The organism is Pseudobacter ginsenosidimutans, from assembly GCF_007970185.1.
GTDB classification, from domain to species: Bacteria; Bacteroidota; Bacteroidia; order Chitinophagales; family Chitinophagaceae; genus Pseudobacter; species Pseudobacter ginsenosidimutans.
On the sequence record NZ_CP042431.1, the window covers coordinates 4,637,426 to 4,654,066 of the forward strand.

Consider the following 16,641-nt stretch of genomic DNA (forward strand, 5'->3'; position numbering starts at 1 on the left):
AGATTTCATATGCAATGTACCGATTAGCGATTATTCTCCCACGTTATGATTCCGGTTTTATTGTTCTCTTATAGGCCCAGTACACCACAATGGGGAACACAAAGAGCTTGAAAATGGTATCGGTGACCAGTCCGCCGATCACCACACGGGCCAGCGGTCTTGCGGTTTCCGACCCGATGCCTGTGCTGATGGCCGCAGGCAGGAGGCCGATGGCCGCCATCAGGGCTGTCATCAATACCGGCCGGATCCTGGATTCCACGCCCTCCCGGATGGCATGTATAAGTCCTTGTTCTGTAGCCACTTTCATCGATCTCATATTGCTTTTGAAGGTGGAAAGGAGGATCACCCCATTCTGGATACAGATGCCGAAAAGGGCAATGAAACCAATACCGGCCGAAATGCTGAAATTGATATCCGTCACCAGCATGGAGAAGATGCCGCCTACAATTGCGAACAATACCGTATGCAATACCAGCAGAGAATCCCTGATATTCCCGAACAAAATGAAAAGGATAAAAAAGATGATCAGCAAACTGATGGGCACCACGGTGGTCAGCCTTTGTGTGGCGCGTTGCTGGTTCTCGAAATCGCCAGACCATTGCAGCGAATAACCATCGGGGATAGTAATGTCCGCCGCAACTTTCTGCTGTGCTTCCGTGATGGTGCTTCCCATGTCGCGGCCACGTACTGAGAATTTGATGGCGCCATAACGGGTATGATCATCCCTGTAGATGATGCTGGGGCCGGTGATGCGTTTGATATCTGCGATCTCCTTGATGGGGATCTTGGTGCCGCGGATCGAAGGCACCAGCAGGTTGCTGATCTCCTGCTCGTGTTGCCGGAAATCTTCCGGATAACGGATACGAAGGTCAAAGATCTTTTCACCTTCATAGATACTGGTGGCGGCCTTACCGCCAATGGCCATCTCTATAACGGCATTGGCATTGTCTGTGGTGATACCATAGAGCGCCATCTTCTGCTGGTTGAGATTGATCTGCAATTCAGGCTGGCCAAGGTTCCGGAGGATCGCCAGGTCTTCAATACCTTTTACTGTTTTCAGCACATTGAATATAGAATCTTCTGTTCTTTCGATCACCTTGTAATCATTGCCATACATTTTCACTACCAGTGATCCTTTCACTCCGGAAACGGCTTCCTCCACATTGTCCATGATAGGCTGGGAGAAATTGAGACTGATACCAGGGATCACTTCCAGCTGACGGTTCATTGCTTCGATCAGCTGCCCGCGGCTCAGTTTCGATTTCCATTCTTTCTCAGGAAAAATATCGATATGGCATTCCACATTGTAGAAACCTGTGGCATCAGTGCCGTCGTTCGGACGACCGGTTTGCGACATCACCTGTTTTACTTCCGGGAAGCCGAGAAATATTTTGCGCATTTCATTTGCCACGCGTACGGATTGGTCCAGCGATGCGGAGAGCGGGCCGGTGGCGCGCACATAGATGGAGCCTTCATTCAGCTGTGGCAGGAACTCTGTGCCAACAAAGCGGAAACTGAAAAATCCGCCGATCAGTATGATGATGGCAATGGTGAAGCTCATCATCTTTTTACCAAAAGAAAGCCGGAACAACCGCATCACATTCCGTTGCACCCAGTTGAGGAAGAAATTGTTTTTCTCTTTTACATTTTTCTTTAGCAATACACCTGATAATACCGGCACCAGCGTAAAGGTGAGTATCAGCGCACCGAGCAATGCAAAGCCAAGTGTCCAGGCTAGAGGAGAGAACATTTTGCCTTCCACTTTTTCAAAAGTGAAAATCGGTAATAAGCCTGCAATGATGATGAGTTTTGCAAAGAAGATGCTCTTGCCGCTTTCCATGCATGCTTTGCGGATCAATCCGAGTTTGCTTTGTGCATTGAACCGCTGCATGCCCACCGCATGCGCGCGCTTATCCAGCATCACGAAGATCCCTTCCACTATCACTACGGCGCCATCGATGATGATCCCGAAATCAACTGCTCCCATGCTCAGGAGGTTGGCCGACATCCCCTTCAGTTTCAAACACACAAAAGCAAAGAGCAGTGATAACGGGATAACTACAGAAACGATCAATGTGGTGCGCCAGTCGGCCATGAAAATGAACACCACTACGGTCACCAGGATGATGCCTTCCATCATATTGTGCAGCACAGTACCGGTGGCAAAGTCCACCAGGTTCTGCCTGTTGTAGAATGGTTTGATCTGCACATCAGCCGGCAATACCTTGTTATTGAGATAGTCTATTTTTTCCTGAAGGGCGGCAATCACTTCGGTGGCATTCTCACCCTTGCGCATCACCACAATGCCCTGCACCACATCCGGGTCCCGGTCCCGGCCCACCTGTCCGAGCCTCGGCAGCGCAGCAATGCTCACATCGGCGATATGGCTCACCAGTACAGGCGTTCCGTTGATATTGTCAACGATGATATTCCTGATCTCATCCACATCATTGAGGATACCGATACCGCGCACCACATATGCCTGTCCGTTTTCCACGATGATATCTCCACCCACATTGATATTGCTCCTGCTCACGGCCTCATAGAGCTCCAGCGGCGTGATGCCATATTGCGCGGCTTTGCCGGGATCCACTGTGATCTCGTACGTTTTCACTTCGCCACCGAAACTAACGATATCGGCTACACCGGGAACGGCCAGGATATTCTTTTCGATGGTCCAGTCCTGGATGGTTTTGAGATCGCGTACGGAATGTGTATTGCTTTCAAGCGTATAGCGATAGATCTCTCCTGTAGGACCATAGGGCGGCTGTATATCCGGCTCGATGCCTTCCGGAAGTTTGGCCTTGCCGATATTGTTGTTCACCTGCACGCGCGCAAATGCATCGTCCACCTTATCTTCAAAGATGATCTTTACCACAGAAAGACCGAACAGGGAAGAAGACCTGATAGCAGTTTTCTTCTGCGCGGTATTCATGGAGATCTCGATGGGCCTCGTCACAAATCTTTCCACTTCCTCCGCACTGCGTCCGGGCCATTGGGTAATGATGGTAACACTGGTATTGGTCACATCCGGAAAGGCCTCAATGCCGATGCTCCTGAAGCTCAGGTATCCTGCAATGGCCAGCAATCCTGTGGCGAAGAAGATGAAGAATTTATTCTTGAGAGAGAAACTGACAACTCTCCTGATCAATTTATTCATGGAACGGCATTAAGGGTTATTGTTTGAGCGCTTCGTAGAAATAGAGCTGACGGCCAGAGATCACCACATCATTTTCATGGAGCCCTTCGCTGATATAAGCGCGGCCGCTCATCTTTTCAGCCACTTCCACAGGTTGGATGCGGGCGGTATTGCCTTCGCGTACCACCACGTAGTAGCGGTTATTGTCGAAAATGAGCGAGCGAACGGGAATGCTTACACGACTATGTTGCTGCACCACTTTAACTTTGGCGGATACAAACATTTCCGGTTTGAGCAGCAGGTCGGGATTATGGATATTGATACGGGCGCGCATGGTCTTTGTTTCAGGATCCAGCACCTGGTAGATCTTTTCGATATCGCCCCTGAACACTTTGCCGGGATAGGAGAGGGACGTAAGGTGAACGCTATCACCCTGATGGATATACGAAATGTCAGATTCAAAGATGTTCACCATCGCCCACACATTGCTGATATCCGCGATCACGAATACGGGATCACTGTTATCCGGCCTGAGATGCGAGTGTTCTGTAACTCTCTTTTCGATCACGAAACCATTGATGGGCGTGGTGATCCGGTAGCCGGCTTCGCGGTCGCCTCCATTGATCTGTAATACCTGCTCTGCCTTGTGTACTTCACTACTTGCGCGCTTGTATTCACTTTTCGCTTCTTCCACATCTTTTTCGGAAGCCAGACCGGAACTGAAAAGATCCTGTTTCAGTGAAAGGTCCCTTCTTGCATTGGCAAGCGATGCCTCCGCGGAAGCGAGCTCATTGCTGAAAGCCGCCATCTCGCTGCTGACCAGCTCGGCCAGTGTTTGTCCGGCTTTCACATACCATCCGGAATGCACATTCACCTTGCGCACGATACCACTCACCATCGGGTAGATCCTGATCTGGCTGTCTTCATCCGGAACAATTTTTCCGCTCACGAGTATTTCATCCTTTACAGCATTGGTGCTGGCAGTATCAGTGATCACTTTGCCAAGCAGTTCTTCCATTTCTTTGGCGGGATCGCTGGCCGGCGCCGGATCTGGCTTTTGTTTGCAGGCAACCATCATAACGGTGATCAGGCAAAGGCCGGTTATAAATTGTTTATTGAGCATGGAAAAGTTTTAAAGGTGAATGAGCTGTGTGCCGCTGACGAAATTGATCTGTTCCAGCGCGCGGTAGCGGTTGTAACGGATCTGATGTAAAGAGATGATGGTCTCCTTGTAGGAGTCATAGAAGTCGATGAACTCGAGCAGGCTGATATTCCTTCTCACGAAATTCTTTTGAACTTCTTCGATGAGGTGATGGAACTGATCATCAAATTCCTGGTCGATTCCTTCATAGAGCGCTTCAGCATTGAGGGCATCGGTATAGCGCTGCATCACTTCGTGAGCGAGCTGGTCTTCGGCATGCTGCAACTGTGTTTTGCTTTGCAGGATGCGGCTTTCAGCCTGCCTGATATTTCCCTGGTTGCGATTGAAGAGGGGAAGTGGCATGGCTACTTTAACGCCGGTATAGTCGCGGATATAACTGCCTTGTCTATCGTATGTGATGCCAACAGTGAGGTCAGGCACAGCCAGCGCTTTCTGTAATTTCCTGTTGAGCTCCTGGCTATTTACATTCTCTTTCGCAGCCAGCAGGTCCTGCCGGTGTGTACGCGCTGAATCCAGCAATTGCTGCACGTTCAGTTCCTGTAAGGGATGAAAGGAGAAAGATGGTTCTGTCCAGACAGGTGTAACCGGTATTGCAGGATCGATGCGTGTGAGCATTTTCAGTTCGGTGCTGACTGCATTCACTTCCTGTTGCAATTCTTTTTTGGTTGCCTTCAAAGTGTAAAGCAGGCTCTGGATTCGAAGTAATTCTTTTTGTGCAATATTCCCTTTTGCCAGTTGTTCCTTGAAGCCGGTTACAATACGATTGAGGGATGCGATCTGCGCATCATACAATCCCAGTGATCTTTGCAGGAATGAAAGATGATAAAAATTATCGCGCAATGTGAAAGTGAGGGTGCGCACGAGATCATAGAATTCATGCTCGCTGAGTTTCACCTGGCTTTGCGCCAGGAGTACGGCTTTATTGCGTTTGCCTGCGAGGATGATCACCTGGGATAGCTCGGCTGTATTCTGGCCGTGGTATCCGGGTTCCAGCCATCTTTTGTTTTCGGGATCGTACAGAACATTCTCGAAGCTGAGTTCGGGGTTGTGGTAGAGGCCGGAGGTGATCACCTCGGTTTTGGCAATGTCGATATTGTATTTGGCTGCCAGCAGGCTGAGATTGCTGTGGATGAACCTTTGTTCAGCCTCGTGCAGGGTGAGGTGCAGGGTATCCGGCGCCTGTGCATGCACGGTAGCGTTGCAGGTGATCAGTACTGTTAGAATGAGGTATAGTTGTTTCTTCATTTGCTTGCCTGGTATTCAGGCTGCAAAATTTGAAAACGATCATTAGACGGTCCTTACGCGATTATTAGAACAAGATTAGAAAGCAGGGTTTATTGGTAAATTAATGTGAAAGCAGGCGCCTTTGCCCTCATTGCTGGCCGCTGTAACAGTGCCTTTGTGCATATGGATGATCTTCTCGGTGATACTGAGGCCCACACCACTGCCGGGGAAGATCCTGGCATTATTGCCCCTGAAGAATGGCTGGAATACTGTGTCCTTTTCTGCGGGATCGATACCGATCCCTTCGTCTGCAATACTGATCAGCACAGAATCGCCGGTATGTGAGATCATAATGGTAACCGGCTTGTTGCCTGAAAACTTGAAAGCATTTTTGATCACATTGTTGATAGCGGTTTCCAGCAATACGCGGTTGCCATCTATCCAAACGGTATCAGTGAGGGAGCTTGAGAAATCGAACTGGTACTGGTTTCCCTGTTCTTTCCAATAATCCATGATATCCTGCAACAGGTTCTGCATGTCTACCGGCTCAAAATGATGGAGCGGTCTGGCGGCGTCGTAATTGCTTAATTCGAAAAGGCGGTTGATGATCACGGTGAGCTTTTCCGATTCAGCCAGAACAGAACGCATAGTACTGATATATTCTTCCTGGCTGCGCGGCTTGTTCAGCATCACTTCCAGCTCACCGATGATGGTGGTGAGCGGCGTTCTCAGTTCATGCGAAGCATTGCTCACAAAGGAACGCTGCATATCGAAAGCATGCTCCAGGTGACTGAGCAGCTCATTGAAATTATTGGCGAGCTCATTGATCTCATCTTTATTTTCTGGTACGATCACGCGCTTGTTCAGGGTTCCTGTCCTGATCTGCCGGATGGTATTGTTCACATGCACGATGGGTTTGAGAGCCTTACCTGCAAAGCGCTTGCTGAGCAGGAAGAGAATGATGAGGCCGATCACATAGGTGATGCAGAGCATCATCAGCAGGTTGTTGAGGTGCTGGCGACCGGTGAAGTTTTCCGCTGTGACGATGATCACGAAATCACCCTGGTTGTCTTTGTACGCAATACCTGCAGCAGGTTTATCGTCGAGCAGGAAGAAGAGCTCGTTGTTATTGCTCTGCCTGATCCTGTTCACGATCTCCGGTGTGATAGTGGCGGTGGAATCGTTGATGAAGGATTGCGTGTTCTCTTCATTGTAGATGAAGGACCGCTCGCCGGCGAGGCTGCGCAAATATTTCTGCTGGATCTCCAGGAAGCTCTTTTTGGTGAGCTCATCTTTTTCCAGGAAAACCTGGGCGGTGATGAGGGCCCTGTCTCGCAGGCGATGATAGAATACCTGCTTCACATAATCGGCAAACAGGCCATAGATAAGGGCCATCACCAGCAGCATGATGCCGGCGGTGAGCAGGGTGAATTCCAGTGAAAGCCTGTTGCGGATCTTCATGAGCGATTACGATTTTAGTACATAGCCCATGCCGGTAAGGGTATGAATGAGCTTCTCCCCGTTGAAGGGTTTCTCGATCTTGTTGCGGAGATAGTTCACGTACACGTCCACCACATTGGCATTGGACTGCCGGTCGATCCCCCAGACGGCATCGGAAATGAAGGCGCGGCTCAATACCTTGTTGGGGTGTTTCATGAACAGCTCCAGCAGTTTGTATTCTCGGGCTGTAAGAATGATCTGTACGCCGTTGCGGGAGGCGGTCTTACTGGCTGTGTTCAGCAACAGGTCATTGAATTGAAGGGTTTCCTCTCCAATATTGTCCTGGTGATGCCTGCGGTGCAACGCCTGGATGCGCGCCAGGAGTTCACGGAAATGAAAGGGCTTGGTGAGGTAATCATCTGCGCCATGATCGAGACCTGTAACGATGTCATCAGTGGTCTGCAGGGCAGAGAGCATCAGAATGGGCGTCCAGACCTGGGCCTGGCGCAGCCTTCGGCAGATCTCGCGACCGTTCAGTCCGGGTAATAGGATATCCAGGATGATGATATCATAATCCTTTTCCATAGCGGCTTTGAGGCCGGCTTCTCCATCGGATTCCAGTTCAACGGTGAATTGCTGCTCTTCCAATCCTTTTTTGATGAAGGAAGCTACTTTCTGTTCGTCTTCGATGATGAGAATGGTCATTGGCGGCAAAGATTAGGAAATTTGCAGAGAGATGCTGCAAGGCAACGTTAAAACCTCCTTCTGAAAGCGGGATGATAGCTCGCCATCGTTGATTTCAGGAAATTATTATCGAGATGTGTATAGATCTCTGTTGTTGTGATGCTGGCATGCCCAAGCATCTGTTGTACTGCGCGGAGATTGGCGCCTCCTTCCACCAGGTGAGTGGCAAAGGAATGACGGAAAGTATGCGGAGAGATATTCTTGGTGATGCCGGCCATCGAGGCCAGCTCTTTCAATATAAGGAATACCATCACACGGCTGAGAGGTTTGCCTCTTCTGTTGAGGAAGAGAAAATCTTCCGAGCCTTTGGCGGGCATCTGCTGGTTGCGATAGTTCTGCTGGTAGATACGGATCTGTTCGATGGCCGAGGCGCCGATAGGGATCAGCCTTTCTTTATCGCCCTTGCCCACCACGCTGATAAAGTCTTTGTCGAGCGAAAGCTTCGAGATCTTCAGGTTGATCACTTCGCTCACGCGCAGGCCGCAGCTGTACATTGTTTCCAGGATGGCTTTGTTGCGATGCCCTTCGGGCTTGCTGAGGTCGATCTGTGCAATGATGGCTTCAATCTCTTCATAGGCCAGCACTTCGGGCAATGCCTTCCTGAGGCGTGGCGCTTCCAGCAGGATGGAGGGATCGTGCTGCGTGATCTCCTCGATCACGCAATACCTGAAGAACTGCCGGATACCGGCTACAATGCGGGCCTGGGAGGTGGTAGTCATGCCCAGTTCGCTTATCCATACCAGGAAGGCCTGAAGGTCTTTGAGAGTGATATCGGAAGGTTTGATGTTTTCCTCTCTGGCGGAGAGGTATTGCGTGAGCTTGTCCACATCACTCAGGTAGGCTTCCACAGAGTTGCCGGATAAAGACTTCTCCGTGGTGATATATCGTTGGAATCCTTTTTTGCTGTCAAGCCACATAACTATTATATTCGCCCTTCAAATGTACACAACTGATGTCACCATTCAATCTAAAGTCGTTCAAGAAAAAGATGTTGCAGAACAAGCCGATCCTCAGGAGGTTTCTCACCCGTCAGGAGAATAACCAACCCAGGGGTCTCGACAAAGTGATGCACCAGGAGAATGTGGAAGTGTGGAAAGACATGGATTGCCTGGCCTGCGCCAACTGTTGCAAAACCATGAGTCCTACCTTCACCAATGAAGATATCAGGCGCATTTCAAAGCATGTTGGCATGAGCGCGCAAGCCTTTCGTGATAAATACCTCTACCTCGATAAAGCGGATAACGACTGGATGAACAAGGCGCAACCCTGCCAGTTCCTCAACCTGGATGATAACAAGTGCAGTATCTACGAAGTGCGTCCCGCCGACTGCGCCGGTTTCCCCCATCACACCAAAAAGAAGCCACTGGATTATATCCACGTGTACAAACAAAATGTGGAGTATTGTCCGGCTACCTACAAACTGGTGGAAAGGATGATGTACCGCATGGAAGGGGAGAAACTGAAATAGTTTCAGCAGTAAATGTCTTCAATTAAATAATAGTCTGTATTGCCATTACGGTGAAGGGTGATGCTGAGGATATCGTACTGGATGCGTTTCCACTGCGGGTCCAGCTGCTGGTAATGTTCTGCGCACTTCATCATGTTCTCCATCTTCTTCCTTGAAACAGCCTCTTCCGGATAGCCGAAACTATGGCTGGTCCTGGTTTTTACTTCGATGAAATGAAGGGTATTGTTCTTCGTGGCAATCAGGTCTATCTCATATTTACGGAAACACCAGTTCCGGTGCAATACCGTGTATCCCTGTTGCCGGAACCATCTCGCAGCTTGATCTTCTCCTATTTTACCGGTCTCATTATGTTGAGCCATGCGGTTGATTTTGTATTATTGTAACCCGAAAACCAGTATATGCAAAATAATACAAAAATCTTCAGGCTCGAAGGCAAGGTGCAACATTACGCATGGGGCGGCAGCGATTATATTCCGGCATTGTTATCCCGGCAGAACCCGGAGAAGCAACCATTTGCTGAATACTGGATGGGCGGTCATGAGAATGCACCGGCCCTGGTAGTAACGGCAGAAGGAAAAATTCCCCTGAATGAATTCATCGCCGGTAATCCGGCCACACTGCTGGGTAAGACAGTGAATGAAAAATTCGGCCGTCTGCCTTATCTGCTGAAGGTACTCGATGTGAAAGATATGCTGAGCATCCAGGTGCATCCCGCCAAAAGCGCAGCAGTGGCAGAGTTCGAAGCAGAGAACAAAAAAGGAACGCCACTGAACGACCCCAAAAGGAATTATAAAGATGATAACCACAAACCCGAACTGATGGTGGCCCTCTCTGATTTCTGGCTCCTGCATGGATTCAGAAGTACGGAGGATACTGCCGTGATCATCGGGAAGATACCGGAACTGAACTTTCTTATCCCGTATCACGATCAAAAAGACCATGCGCGGATATACAAGCATGTTATGACCATGCCGCAACACGAAGTGAACCAGGCATTGCAACCACTGCTGGATCGCATCATTCCTCTTTACAAGGAAGGCAAGCTGGAGAAATCCGATCCCAGCTTCTGGGCTGCACGCGCAGCCATCACTTTCAATGAACCGGGCCGCATTGACCGTGGCATCTTCTCCATCTATCTTTTCAATCTCGTTCGTATCGAGCCTGATTATGCCATCTTCCAGGATGCAGGCGTACCGCATGCTTACCTGGAAGGACAGAATATGGAGATCATGGCCAATTCAGATAATGTATTGCGCGGTGGCCTCACCAACAAACATGTTGATGTGGATGAGCTGATGAAGCATGTGAAATTCACGCCGGTGGAACCAAGGCTTATCATGGGCTCTGTGGAAATGGAAACACCCGAAGGACAATTTGCTGAAACCCGTTTCAAAACGCCTGCACCCGATTTTGAACTGAGGCAGATCTGGTTGCCGGAAGGGGAGCAGCTGACAGTTCCGGTTGATACTGCCGATATCTTCTTTGCACTGGCCGGTAAGGCTGAGGTAAAGAGCGGTGATACTTCGTTTGAGCTGAACCGTGGCGAAGCCATGCTGGCCATTCCCGGAGCAGAAGTGAGTGTGAAAGCGATAGGGGATGAAGTGGTGATCTTCAGGGCTACTGCAGGAATATGACGTTATGCTATAAACGAAATGGGGATGTCTCATACTTTTGAGACATCCCCACTATTTGTTACTTGAACAGTTACGTTAAGATGGTGATCAGTCCTTTTATCACTGCGCCCAGCTTTACAGCTTCCAGCACTTTGCCTTCGCTGCTGCCGTGTTGCAGAACGGATTGCTCATGCGAGGTAACGCACATCTCACAACCATTGATGGAAGAGATCACTAAACTTGCCAGCTCAAAGAACTCCTTGCCCAGCACAGGATTCATCATGATGCTCATCTTGATGCCTGCAGGAGTGGCTGTGTAATATTCTTTCTGCATGAAGTGACGGAACCTGTAGAACACATTGTTGGTAGCCATCAGTGAAGTACAGGCGATCATCTCTGCAATTTCAGCTTCAGTGGCGCCGGCATCTTTTGCCAGGCCGGTGAAAGCTTCCTGCAGGAAGATCACGCGCTCGTTCACAGCAACGCCCAGCGCCAGCAGCAATGCTTCCTTGCGGGTGAGGTACTGCGTGTTGTTCAGTACATTGCCGGTATTGATCTTAAGATCCTTGATATACCTGGCATTCACCTGCAGCAATGCCTGTGCATTGGCAGAGGGAACGTAGTTGGGGATGTTCAGTTCCGCCAGCAGATTTTGAAAAGTCTCGTTCTGAATTACTTCAACGCTCATGGTTCCGGATTTTGATTAGTTCATGTTCAACTGGGTAGTCAGTGTTTCCTGACCTTTATTCCAGTTGCAGGGGCAGAGCTCGTCTGTTTGCAGGGCGTCCAGTACGCGGAGTACTTCCTGTACGTTGCGGCCTACGTTCAGGTCATATACACTTACCCAGCGAACGATACCCTGTGGATCGATGATGAAAGTAGCGCGGTAAGCGATCTTCTCTTCATTATCCAGGATACCCAGTTCTTCAGCCAGTGATTTGGAAGTGTCTGCCAGCATGGGGAACTTCAGGTCTTTCAGGTCAGCATGATCTTTTCTCCAGGCCAGGTGCACAAACTCGGAATCAGTAGAAGCGCCGATCAGCACAGTATCGCGGTCAGAGAAATCGGAAGCTTTCTTGTTGAACTCAGCGATCTCTGTAGGACAAACGAAAGTGAAATCCTTTGGCCACCAGAACATCACCATCCACTGACCCTGGCTGCTTGCATGGTCCTGTGTGAGGTCTGCGAACTCTTTTCCTTTCTCTGTAGATACTACTGCCTTTTTCTTGAATGCAGGGAATTGGCTCCCAATAGACAAAATTCTGTTGGACATATATTGTTGTTTGAAATTTTAATGCTGAATTTTTCTCAGTGGAGCAATCGAATGGTGGCGCAAAAGTAAGGGTGTTAATGATAGATAACCATAAACATTCTCTATTGATCAATAGTTTTTATCTATAAGGAGGGTGAAGCCACTGCCAGGTGGGGTGTATGCGAAAAAATTGTACTTTTGGGTTCTATTACTTTCCATTATGAAATCAAACAAGAAACTGATCTGGAGCCTGGTAGTGATGGTGATCGTTGCTGCCGTATATCGTGTTATCCCTGACAGGCCACTGGGCTTTGCTCCCCAGCTGGCAATTGCCCTCTTCAGTGGCGCCATGATCAAAGACAGGAAGCTTGCCTTCTTATTCCCTGTATTGTCCATGCTGATCTCTGACCTGTTGTATCAGGGACTGTATGCTGCCGGTATGTCTCCCTACGGAGGTTTCTATGGCGGTATGTGGATCAATTACCTGCTCTTCACTTCCGTAACTGTGTTCGGAATGATGATAAAGAAAGTGAATTTGAAGAATGTACTGGCAGCTTCTCTGGCTGGTCCTACATTTTTCTTCCTCTTATCCAATTTCCTCACCTGGGCAGGTGTAGGCGATTATGTTGAATATCCAAAGACCTGGGAAGGACTGATGGCTTGTTATGCAGCCGGCATTCCTTTCTATAAAGGCAGCCTGATGGCAACCGTAGCATTCAGCGGCCTGTTCTTCGGAACCTGGTACCTGCTTGGAAAGCGCGAAACAAAAACTGCCGTGGCCTAGGTCCGGAAAAAGATACAATGCAAAGAGGGCGGTTTCTCGTATGAGATTCCGCCCTTTTGCTTTATGTTTTTGTTCTATTGTAATTCAGTCAGACGGACCAGTTCTGAATCTATATCATCGAAGTGACGCACGTAGGCAGCAAGGTCCTGGTCCATCCATTGAAGAACTTCATAGATCTCTCTTTGAATTGTAGTGGCCAGATCGAAATTGACGCAGTATCCTGAAAAGCAAATGGGCTCATTGTGATAGATCCTGTTGCGGAAACTTCTGATCCGGTTCAGCTTACTGGCAATATCCCTTCTGTTGGCAAAGGAGGGCCGGTTAGGAAAGCAATGAATAGTGCTTCCGCCAATCAAACGATAATGTGCAAGATCAAAAAGCCTGGTCCAAAAACCGAAATGCTGATTGGCCATCACCCTTGTAGAAGAGATCAATCCATATTTGTTCAAAACAATTTCCTCCGCTTCACGCACGGAGTGCTTCATATGGAAACCTGAAACTGCCAGGGAACGGTCACTCATAAAACCATTCTTCTGTTGTAGTATCCAGTGCGGATCGGAAAAGTGGTGAGTCAGTCTTTCATACATGGAGTTTCGCAAGGCTATTTCAAACATATGCAGTATCGGATAAAAACTGCGTGACACATTTAGATTGATATGGTATAGTTTTTTAGCATTCTGCTCTGAATTCATAACTGCCGACAAAAATTTATCCATCCTCGGCTTTGAAATAAAAAATTCCAACCTGGAATAATCCATACCAAATTTTTTTTTTGATGATTAAATAATTTTGCTAGCTTTGAACTGTTATACTCGGTAAAGCCTCTTTCTAACCAGAAACGTAACCGGGTGATTGAATTGAAAAGCTCCGTTTATCGGGGCTTTTCTGTTTTTAGTTCCTGCTGATTCCGAATTCCTGGTTTGGATGGATGAATTTGGGCAGAACGATAATCCCTTAGCTTACGTAAGGGCCCATGTCAGAAAGTAAATGTTTGTACAGTGATGTACAATTGGATTGCGTTAATTCAAATATAAGAATAAATTCATTGCATAAAAAATGCCCCGACATCCGGGGCATTTGTGCGTTAACGTTAGTTACAATTATTTTACTTCATTTCCAGTTTTACTTCCGATACAATCAGGCTCTCTTTGTTCTCCTTGTCAAAAAAAGTAGCTTTAAGATTATAGCTGGCGCCTTTCTGCATGGGATCACCGGTGCTTAACCTGGCGCTGAGCCTGGTAGCCTCTTCGGGTTTGAATCCATCTTTCATGTCAGCGAAAGCATCAGGGAGGTTCAGTAATTCCTTGCCCGAAGTATCTGTTAGCACGATCTTGCAACCAGGGTAAACCCTTCCGTTTTTTTCTTTGTAATTGGTTACTCCGGTGGCAATGATGAACAGGGTAGTTCCCATGTCAACTTTGTTGGAGCTGATCTTATTGCCGGATTCATCTGCCAGGAAACTATCATCGATCCTGAATCCCTTGTAATGGGTGGTAAGCCCGGTATTCAGATCTTTTTTCACGCCCTGGCTGAAATTGCATGCCATGCAGAAAAGCAATGCCAGTGCAACGGGAATGGATAATCGCTTCATGAACGTTGTTTTAAGGTATTTGAAGAATGGTTCTGCTTAATTCTCCCCGCTCTCAAATCCCAGGTCCGGTGGAAGCCCTTTCTGATCGGCTGCTGTTGTGGCCAGCACATCGCAGCGATTGTTATAGGGATTGTCTGCATGACCTTTCACCCACACGAATTTAACCTGGTGTTTTTGTGCCAGTCCGTCGTACCGCAACCAGAGGTCTTTGTTCTTCTTGCCTCCTTTGAAATTGGTGCGGATCCAGTTACGGAGCCAGCCTTCCTGTACAGCCTTCACCACGTATTGCGAATCTGAATAGATGGTGATGTTGAGGCCCGGCCTGGTGAGTGCTTCCAATGCAGCGATCACGGCCATCAGTTCCATACGGTTATTGGTGGTTTTGCGGAATCCGGCAGAAAGCTCTTTCGCTTTTCCTCCCCACATAAGGATGGCGCCATAGCCACCCGGACCTGGGTTACCGCGGGAAGAGCCATCTGTATAAATGATCAGTTCTTTCGACATATAATTTCTTCCGTCAGTCTTTGATAAGAAGGGCGGCAAATGTAATCATTTAAACCTGTATCACTCCCGTTCTGAAAGGCTCGATATGAGGATTGTGATTGGCTGCCGCAATGCCTTCTGCAATCATTCTCCTGGTATCAACAGGATCGATGATACCGTCCACCATCAGACGAGCGGCTGCATAGTAAGCAGTGCTTTGCTCTTCGTAACGTTCACGGATCTTTTCCAGTAATGCATTCTCCTCATCGGGCGTGAGTTCCTTGCCTTTTGATTTGAGACTGTTGATCTGGCTTTGCAATACGGTTTTGGCAGCCTGTTCTCCGCCCATTGCTGCAAGACGTGCATACGGCCATGCATAGATGAAGCGGGGATCGTAGGCTTTTCCGCACATGGCGTAATTGCCTGCGCCATATGAATTGCCGATATAGATGGTGATCTTGGGAACAACGGAATTGGCCACAGCATTCACCATCTTTGCTCCATCCTTGATGATGCCGGCATGTTCACTTCTGCTTCCTACCATGAATCCGGTTACATCCTGCAGGAAGATCAGGGGGATCTTTTTCTGGTTGCAGTTCATCACAAAGCGGGCTACCTTATCTGCACTGTCGTTGTAAATAACGCCACCCATCTGCATTTCACCTTTGTGGTTCTTTACCATTTTGCGTTGGTTGGCAACAATGCCCACAGCCCAGCCATCAACACGCGCATAACCGGTGAGGATAGTTTTGCCATAATCTTCCTTGAACTGTTCGAATTCGGAATTGTCAACAAACCTTTCGATAATGTCCAGCATATCGTAAGGTTTGGTTGCATCTGCAGGCATGATGCCATACAGTTCCTGCGGATCTTTTTTGGGAGGAGCGGGAGCGATGCGGTCGAACCCGGCTTTGGGACCATGACCAAGTTTGCTGATCAGGCTTTTGATATAATCCAGGCAGGCTTCTTCCGATTCGAAACGATAGTCTGCATTACCACTGATAGCAGTATGCGTAACGGATCCTCCGAGTGTGAGGATATCGATATCTTCCCCGATGGCGGCCTTCACCAAATAAGGCCCTGCCAGGGCAATGGAACTGTTGTTGTCTACCATCAATACTTCATCGCTCATCAATGGGAGATAGGCGCCTCCTGCCACGCAGGATCCCATCACAGCAGCGATCTGTGTGATGCCCATGGCGCTCATCTTTGCATTGTTGCGGAAGATGCGGCCGAAATGTTCTTTGTCGGGAAAGATCTCCGACTGCATGGGCAGGTAAACACCGGCACTGTCTACCAGGTAAATGATGGGGAGGTTATTCTCCATAGAGATCTCCTGCATGCGAAGGTTCTTTTTACCGGTGATGGGGAACCAGGCGCCGGCTTTCACGGTCTGATCATTGGCCACAATCACGCACTGGCGGCCGCTGACATAACCGATACCGGCCACGGTGCCGCCGGATGGACAGCCCCCTTCGTCTTTGTACATTTCCCATCCGCAAAGTGCTCCGATCTCGGTAAAAGGTGTGTTCCCGTCACGCAGATACTCGATCCTTTCACGGGCGGTGAGTTTTTTCTTGTCGTGTTGCTTTTCAATGGCTTTCTTCCCGCCGCCAAGGGAAACCTGCTCCCAGCGCTGCCTGAGTTGGCTAACCGCCAGCTTCATTGCATCTTCGTTCTTGTTGAATTCCAGATTTATCATAATCACAATCGTTATTAAGAAGGGGAATAATATGAGTGC

16 protein-coding genes are annotated in these 16,641 nt (G+C 48.6%); 3 read left to right on the forward strand and 13 right to left on the reverse strand.

Annotated features, from left to right (window positions below; all coding sequences use genetic code 11):
- Positions 1 to 43: 43 nt before the first annotated feature.
- The 6 genes from FSB84_RS18250 to xerD form a co-directional block, all read right to left on the reverse strand.
- Positions 44 to 3,160, reverse strand: a complete 3,117-nt coding sequence (locus tag FSB84_RS18250; RefSeq protein ID WP_130539347.1) for an efflux RND transporter permease subunit — start codon at positions 3,158 to 3,160, stop codon at positions 44 to 46.
- A 16-nt stretch (positions 3,161 to 3,176) separates the two neighbouring features.
- Positions 3,177 to 4,262: an efflux RND transporter periplasmic adaptor subunit gene (locus FSB84_RS18255; RefSeq protein ID WP_130539348.1), complete on the reverse strand. Its 1,086-nt coding sequence runs from the start codon at positions 4,260 to 4,262 to the stop codon at positions 3,177 to 3,179.
- A gap of 9 nt (positions 4,263 to 4,271) precedes the next feature.
- Positions 4,272 to 5,546 carry a TolC family protein gene (locus FSB84_RS18260; protein WP_130539349.1) on the reverse strand — a complete coding sequence of 425 codons (1,275 nt, stop codon included), beginning with the start codon at positions 5,544 to 5,546 and terminating at the stop codon, positions 4,272 to 4,274.
- 75 nt (positions 5,547 to 5,621) lie between these two features.
- Positions 5,622 to 6,986, reverse strand: coding sequence for a sensor histidine kinase (locus FSB84_RS18265; RefSeq protein ID WP_130539350.1), 1,365 nt, complete (start codon positions 6,984 to 6,986; stop codon positions 5,622 to 5,624).
- Positions 6,987 to 6,992: 6 nt separating this feature from the next.
- Positions 6,993 to 7,670, reverse strand: coding sequence for a response regulator transcription factor (locus tag FSB84_RS18270; RefSeq protein ID WP_130539351.1), 678 nt, complete (start codon positions 7,668 to 7,670; stop codon positions 6,993 to 6,995).
- 47 nt (positions 7,671 to 7,717) lie between these two features.
- Complete coding sequence (xerD, locus tag FSB84_RS18275) at positions 7,718 to 8,626, reverse strand: site-specific tyrosine recombinase XerD (RefSeq protein WP_130539352.1); 909 nt, start codon at positions 8,624 to 8,626, stop codon at positions 7,718 to 7,720.
- A 35-nt stretch (positions 8,627 to 8,661) separates the two neighbouring features.
- On the opposite strand from xerD, the gene FSB84_RS30680 reads away from it, so the two are divergent.
- Positions 8,662 to 9,177: a YkgJ family cysteine cluster protein gene (locus tag FSB84_RS30680; protein WP_158643991.1), complete on the forward strand. Its 516-nt coding sequence runs from the start codon at positions 8,662 to 8,664 to the stop codon at positions 9,175 to 9,177.
- A gap of 2 nt (positions 9,178 to 9,179) precedes the next feature.
- Here the strand turns inward: FSB84_RS30680 and FSB84_RS18285 are convergent, their stop codons facing one another.
- A complete protein-coding gene (locus tag FSB84_RS18285) occupies positions 9,180 to 9,536 on the reverse strand; it encodes a YraN family protein (protein ID WP_130539353.1) in 357 nt (118 codons plus the stop codon).
- A gap of 39 nt (positions 9,537 to 9,575) precedes the next feature.
- Between FSB84_RS18285 and manA the strand changes: the two genes are divergently transcribed.
- Positions 9,576 to 10,811 (forward strand): mannose-6-phosphate isomerase, class I, encoded by a 1,236-nt coding sequence (gene manA, locus FSB84_RS18290; protein WP_130539354.1) that lies wholly within the window; start codon positions 9,576 to 9,578, stop codon positions 10,809 to 10,811.
- A gap of 70 nt (positions 10,812 to 10,881) precedes the next feature.
- On the opposite strand, the gene FSB84_RS18295 is transcribed toward manA, so the two are convergent.
- On the reverse strand, positions 10,882 to 11,478 hold the full coding sequence (locus FSB84_RS18295) for a carboxymuconolactone decarboxylase family protein (protein ID WP_130539355.1): 597 nt from the start codon (positions 11,476 to 11,478) through the stop codon (positions 10,882 to 10,884).
- 15 nt (positions 11,479 to 11,493) lie between these two features.
- Positions 11,494 to 12,063: a peroxiredoxin gene (locus FSB84_RS18300; RefSeq protein WP_130539356.1), complete on the reverse strand. Its 570-nt coding sequence runs from the start codon at positions 12,061 to 12,063 to the stop codon at positions 11,494 to 11,496.
- A gap of 199 nt (positions 12,064 to 12,262) precedes the next feature.
- On the opposite strand from FSB84_RS18300, the gene FSB84_RS18305 reads away from it, so the two are divergent.
- Positions 12,263 to 12,826, forward strand: a complete 564-nt coding sequence (locus FSB84_RS18305; protein WP_130539357.1) for a DUF6580 family putative transport protein — start codon at positions 12,263 to 12,265, stop codon at positions 12,824 to 12,826.
- Positions 12,827 to 12,900: 74 nt separating this feature from the next.
- On the opposite strand, the gene FSB84_RS18310 is transcribed toward FSB84_RS18305, so the two are convergent.
- From FSB84_RS18310 to FSB84_RS18325, 4 genes are all read right to left on the reverse strand, one after another.
- On the reverse strand, positions 12,901 to 13,347 hold the full coding sequence (locus FSB84_RS18310; protein ID WP_341273664.1) for a hypothetical protein: 447 nt from the start codon (positions 13,345 to 13,347) through the stop codon (positions 12,901 to 12,903).
- A 584-nt stretch (positions 13,348 to 13,931) separates the two neighbouring features.
- The gene (locus FSB84_RS18315) at positions 13,932 to 14,417 is read right to left on the reverse strand and encodes a hypothetical protein (protein WP_130539359.1); all 486 of its coding nucleotides are present in this window, start codon (positions 14,415 to 14,417) and stop codon (positions 13,932 to 13,934) included.
- A gap of 36 nt (positions 14,418 to 14,453) precedes the next feature.
- Positions 14,454 to 14,921, reverse strand: a complete 468-nt coding sequence (gene rnhA, locus FSB84_RS18320) for a ribonuclease HI (RefSeq protein ID WP_130539360.1) — start codon at positions 14,919 to 14,921, stop codon at positions 14,454 to 14,456.
- A 49-nt stretch (positions 14,922 to 14,970) separates the two neighbouring features.
- On the reverse strand, positions 14,971 to 16,602 hold the full coding sequence (locus FSB84_RS18325) for an acyl-CoA carboxylase subunit beta (RefSeq protein WP_225979819.1): 1,632 nt from the start codon (positions 16,600 to 16,602) through the stop codon (positions 14,971 to 14,973).
- Positions 16,603 to 16,641: the final 39 nt, after the last annotated feature.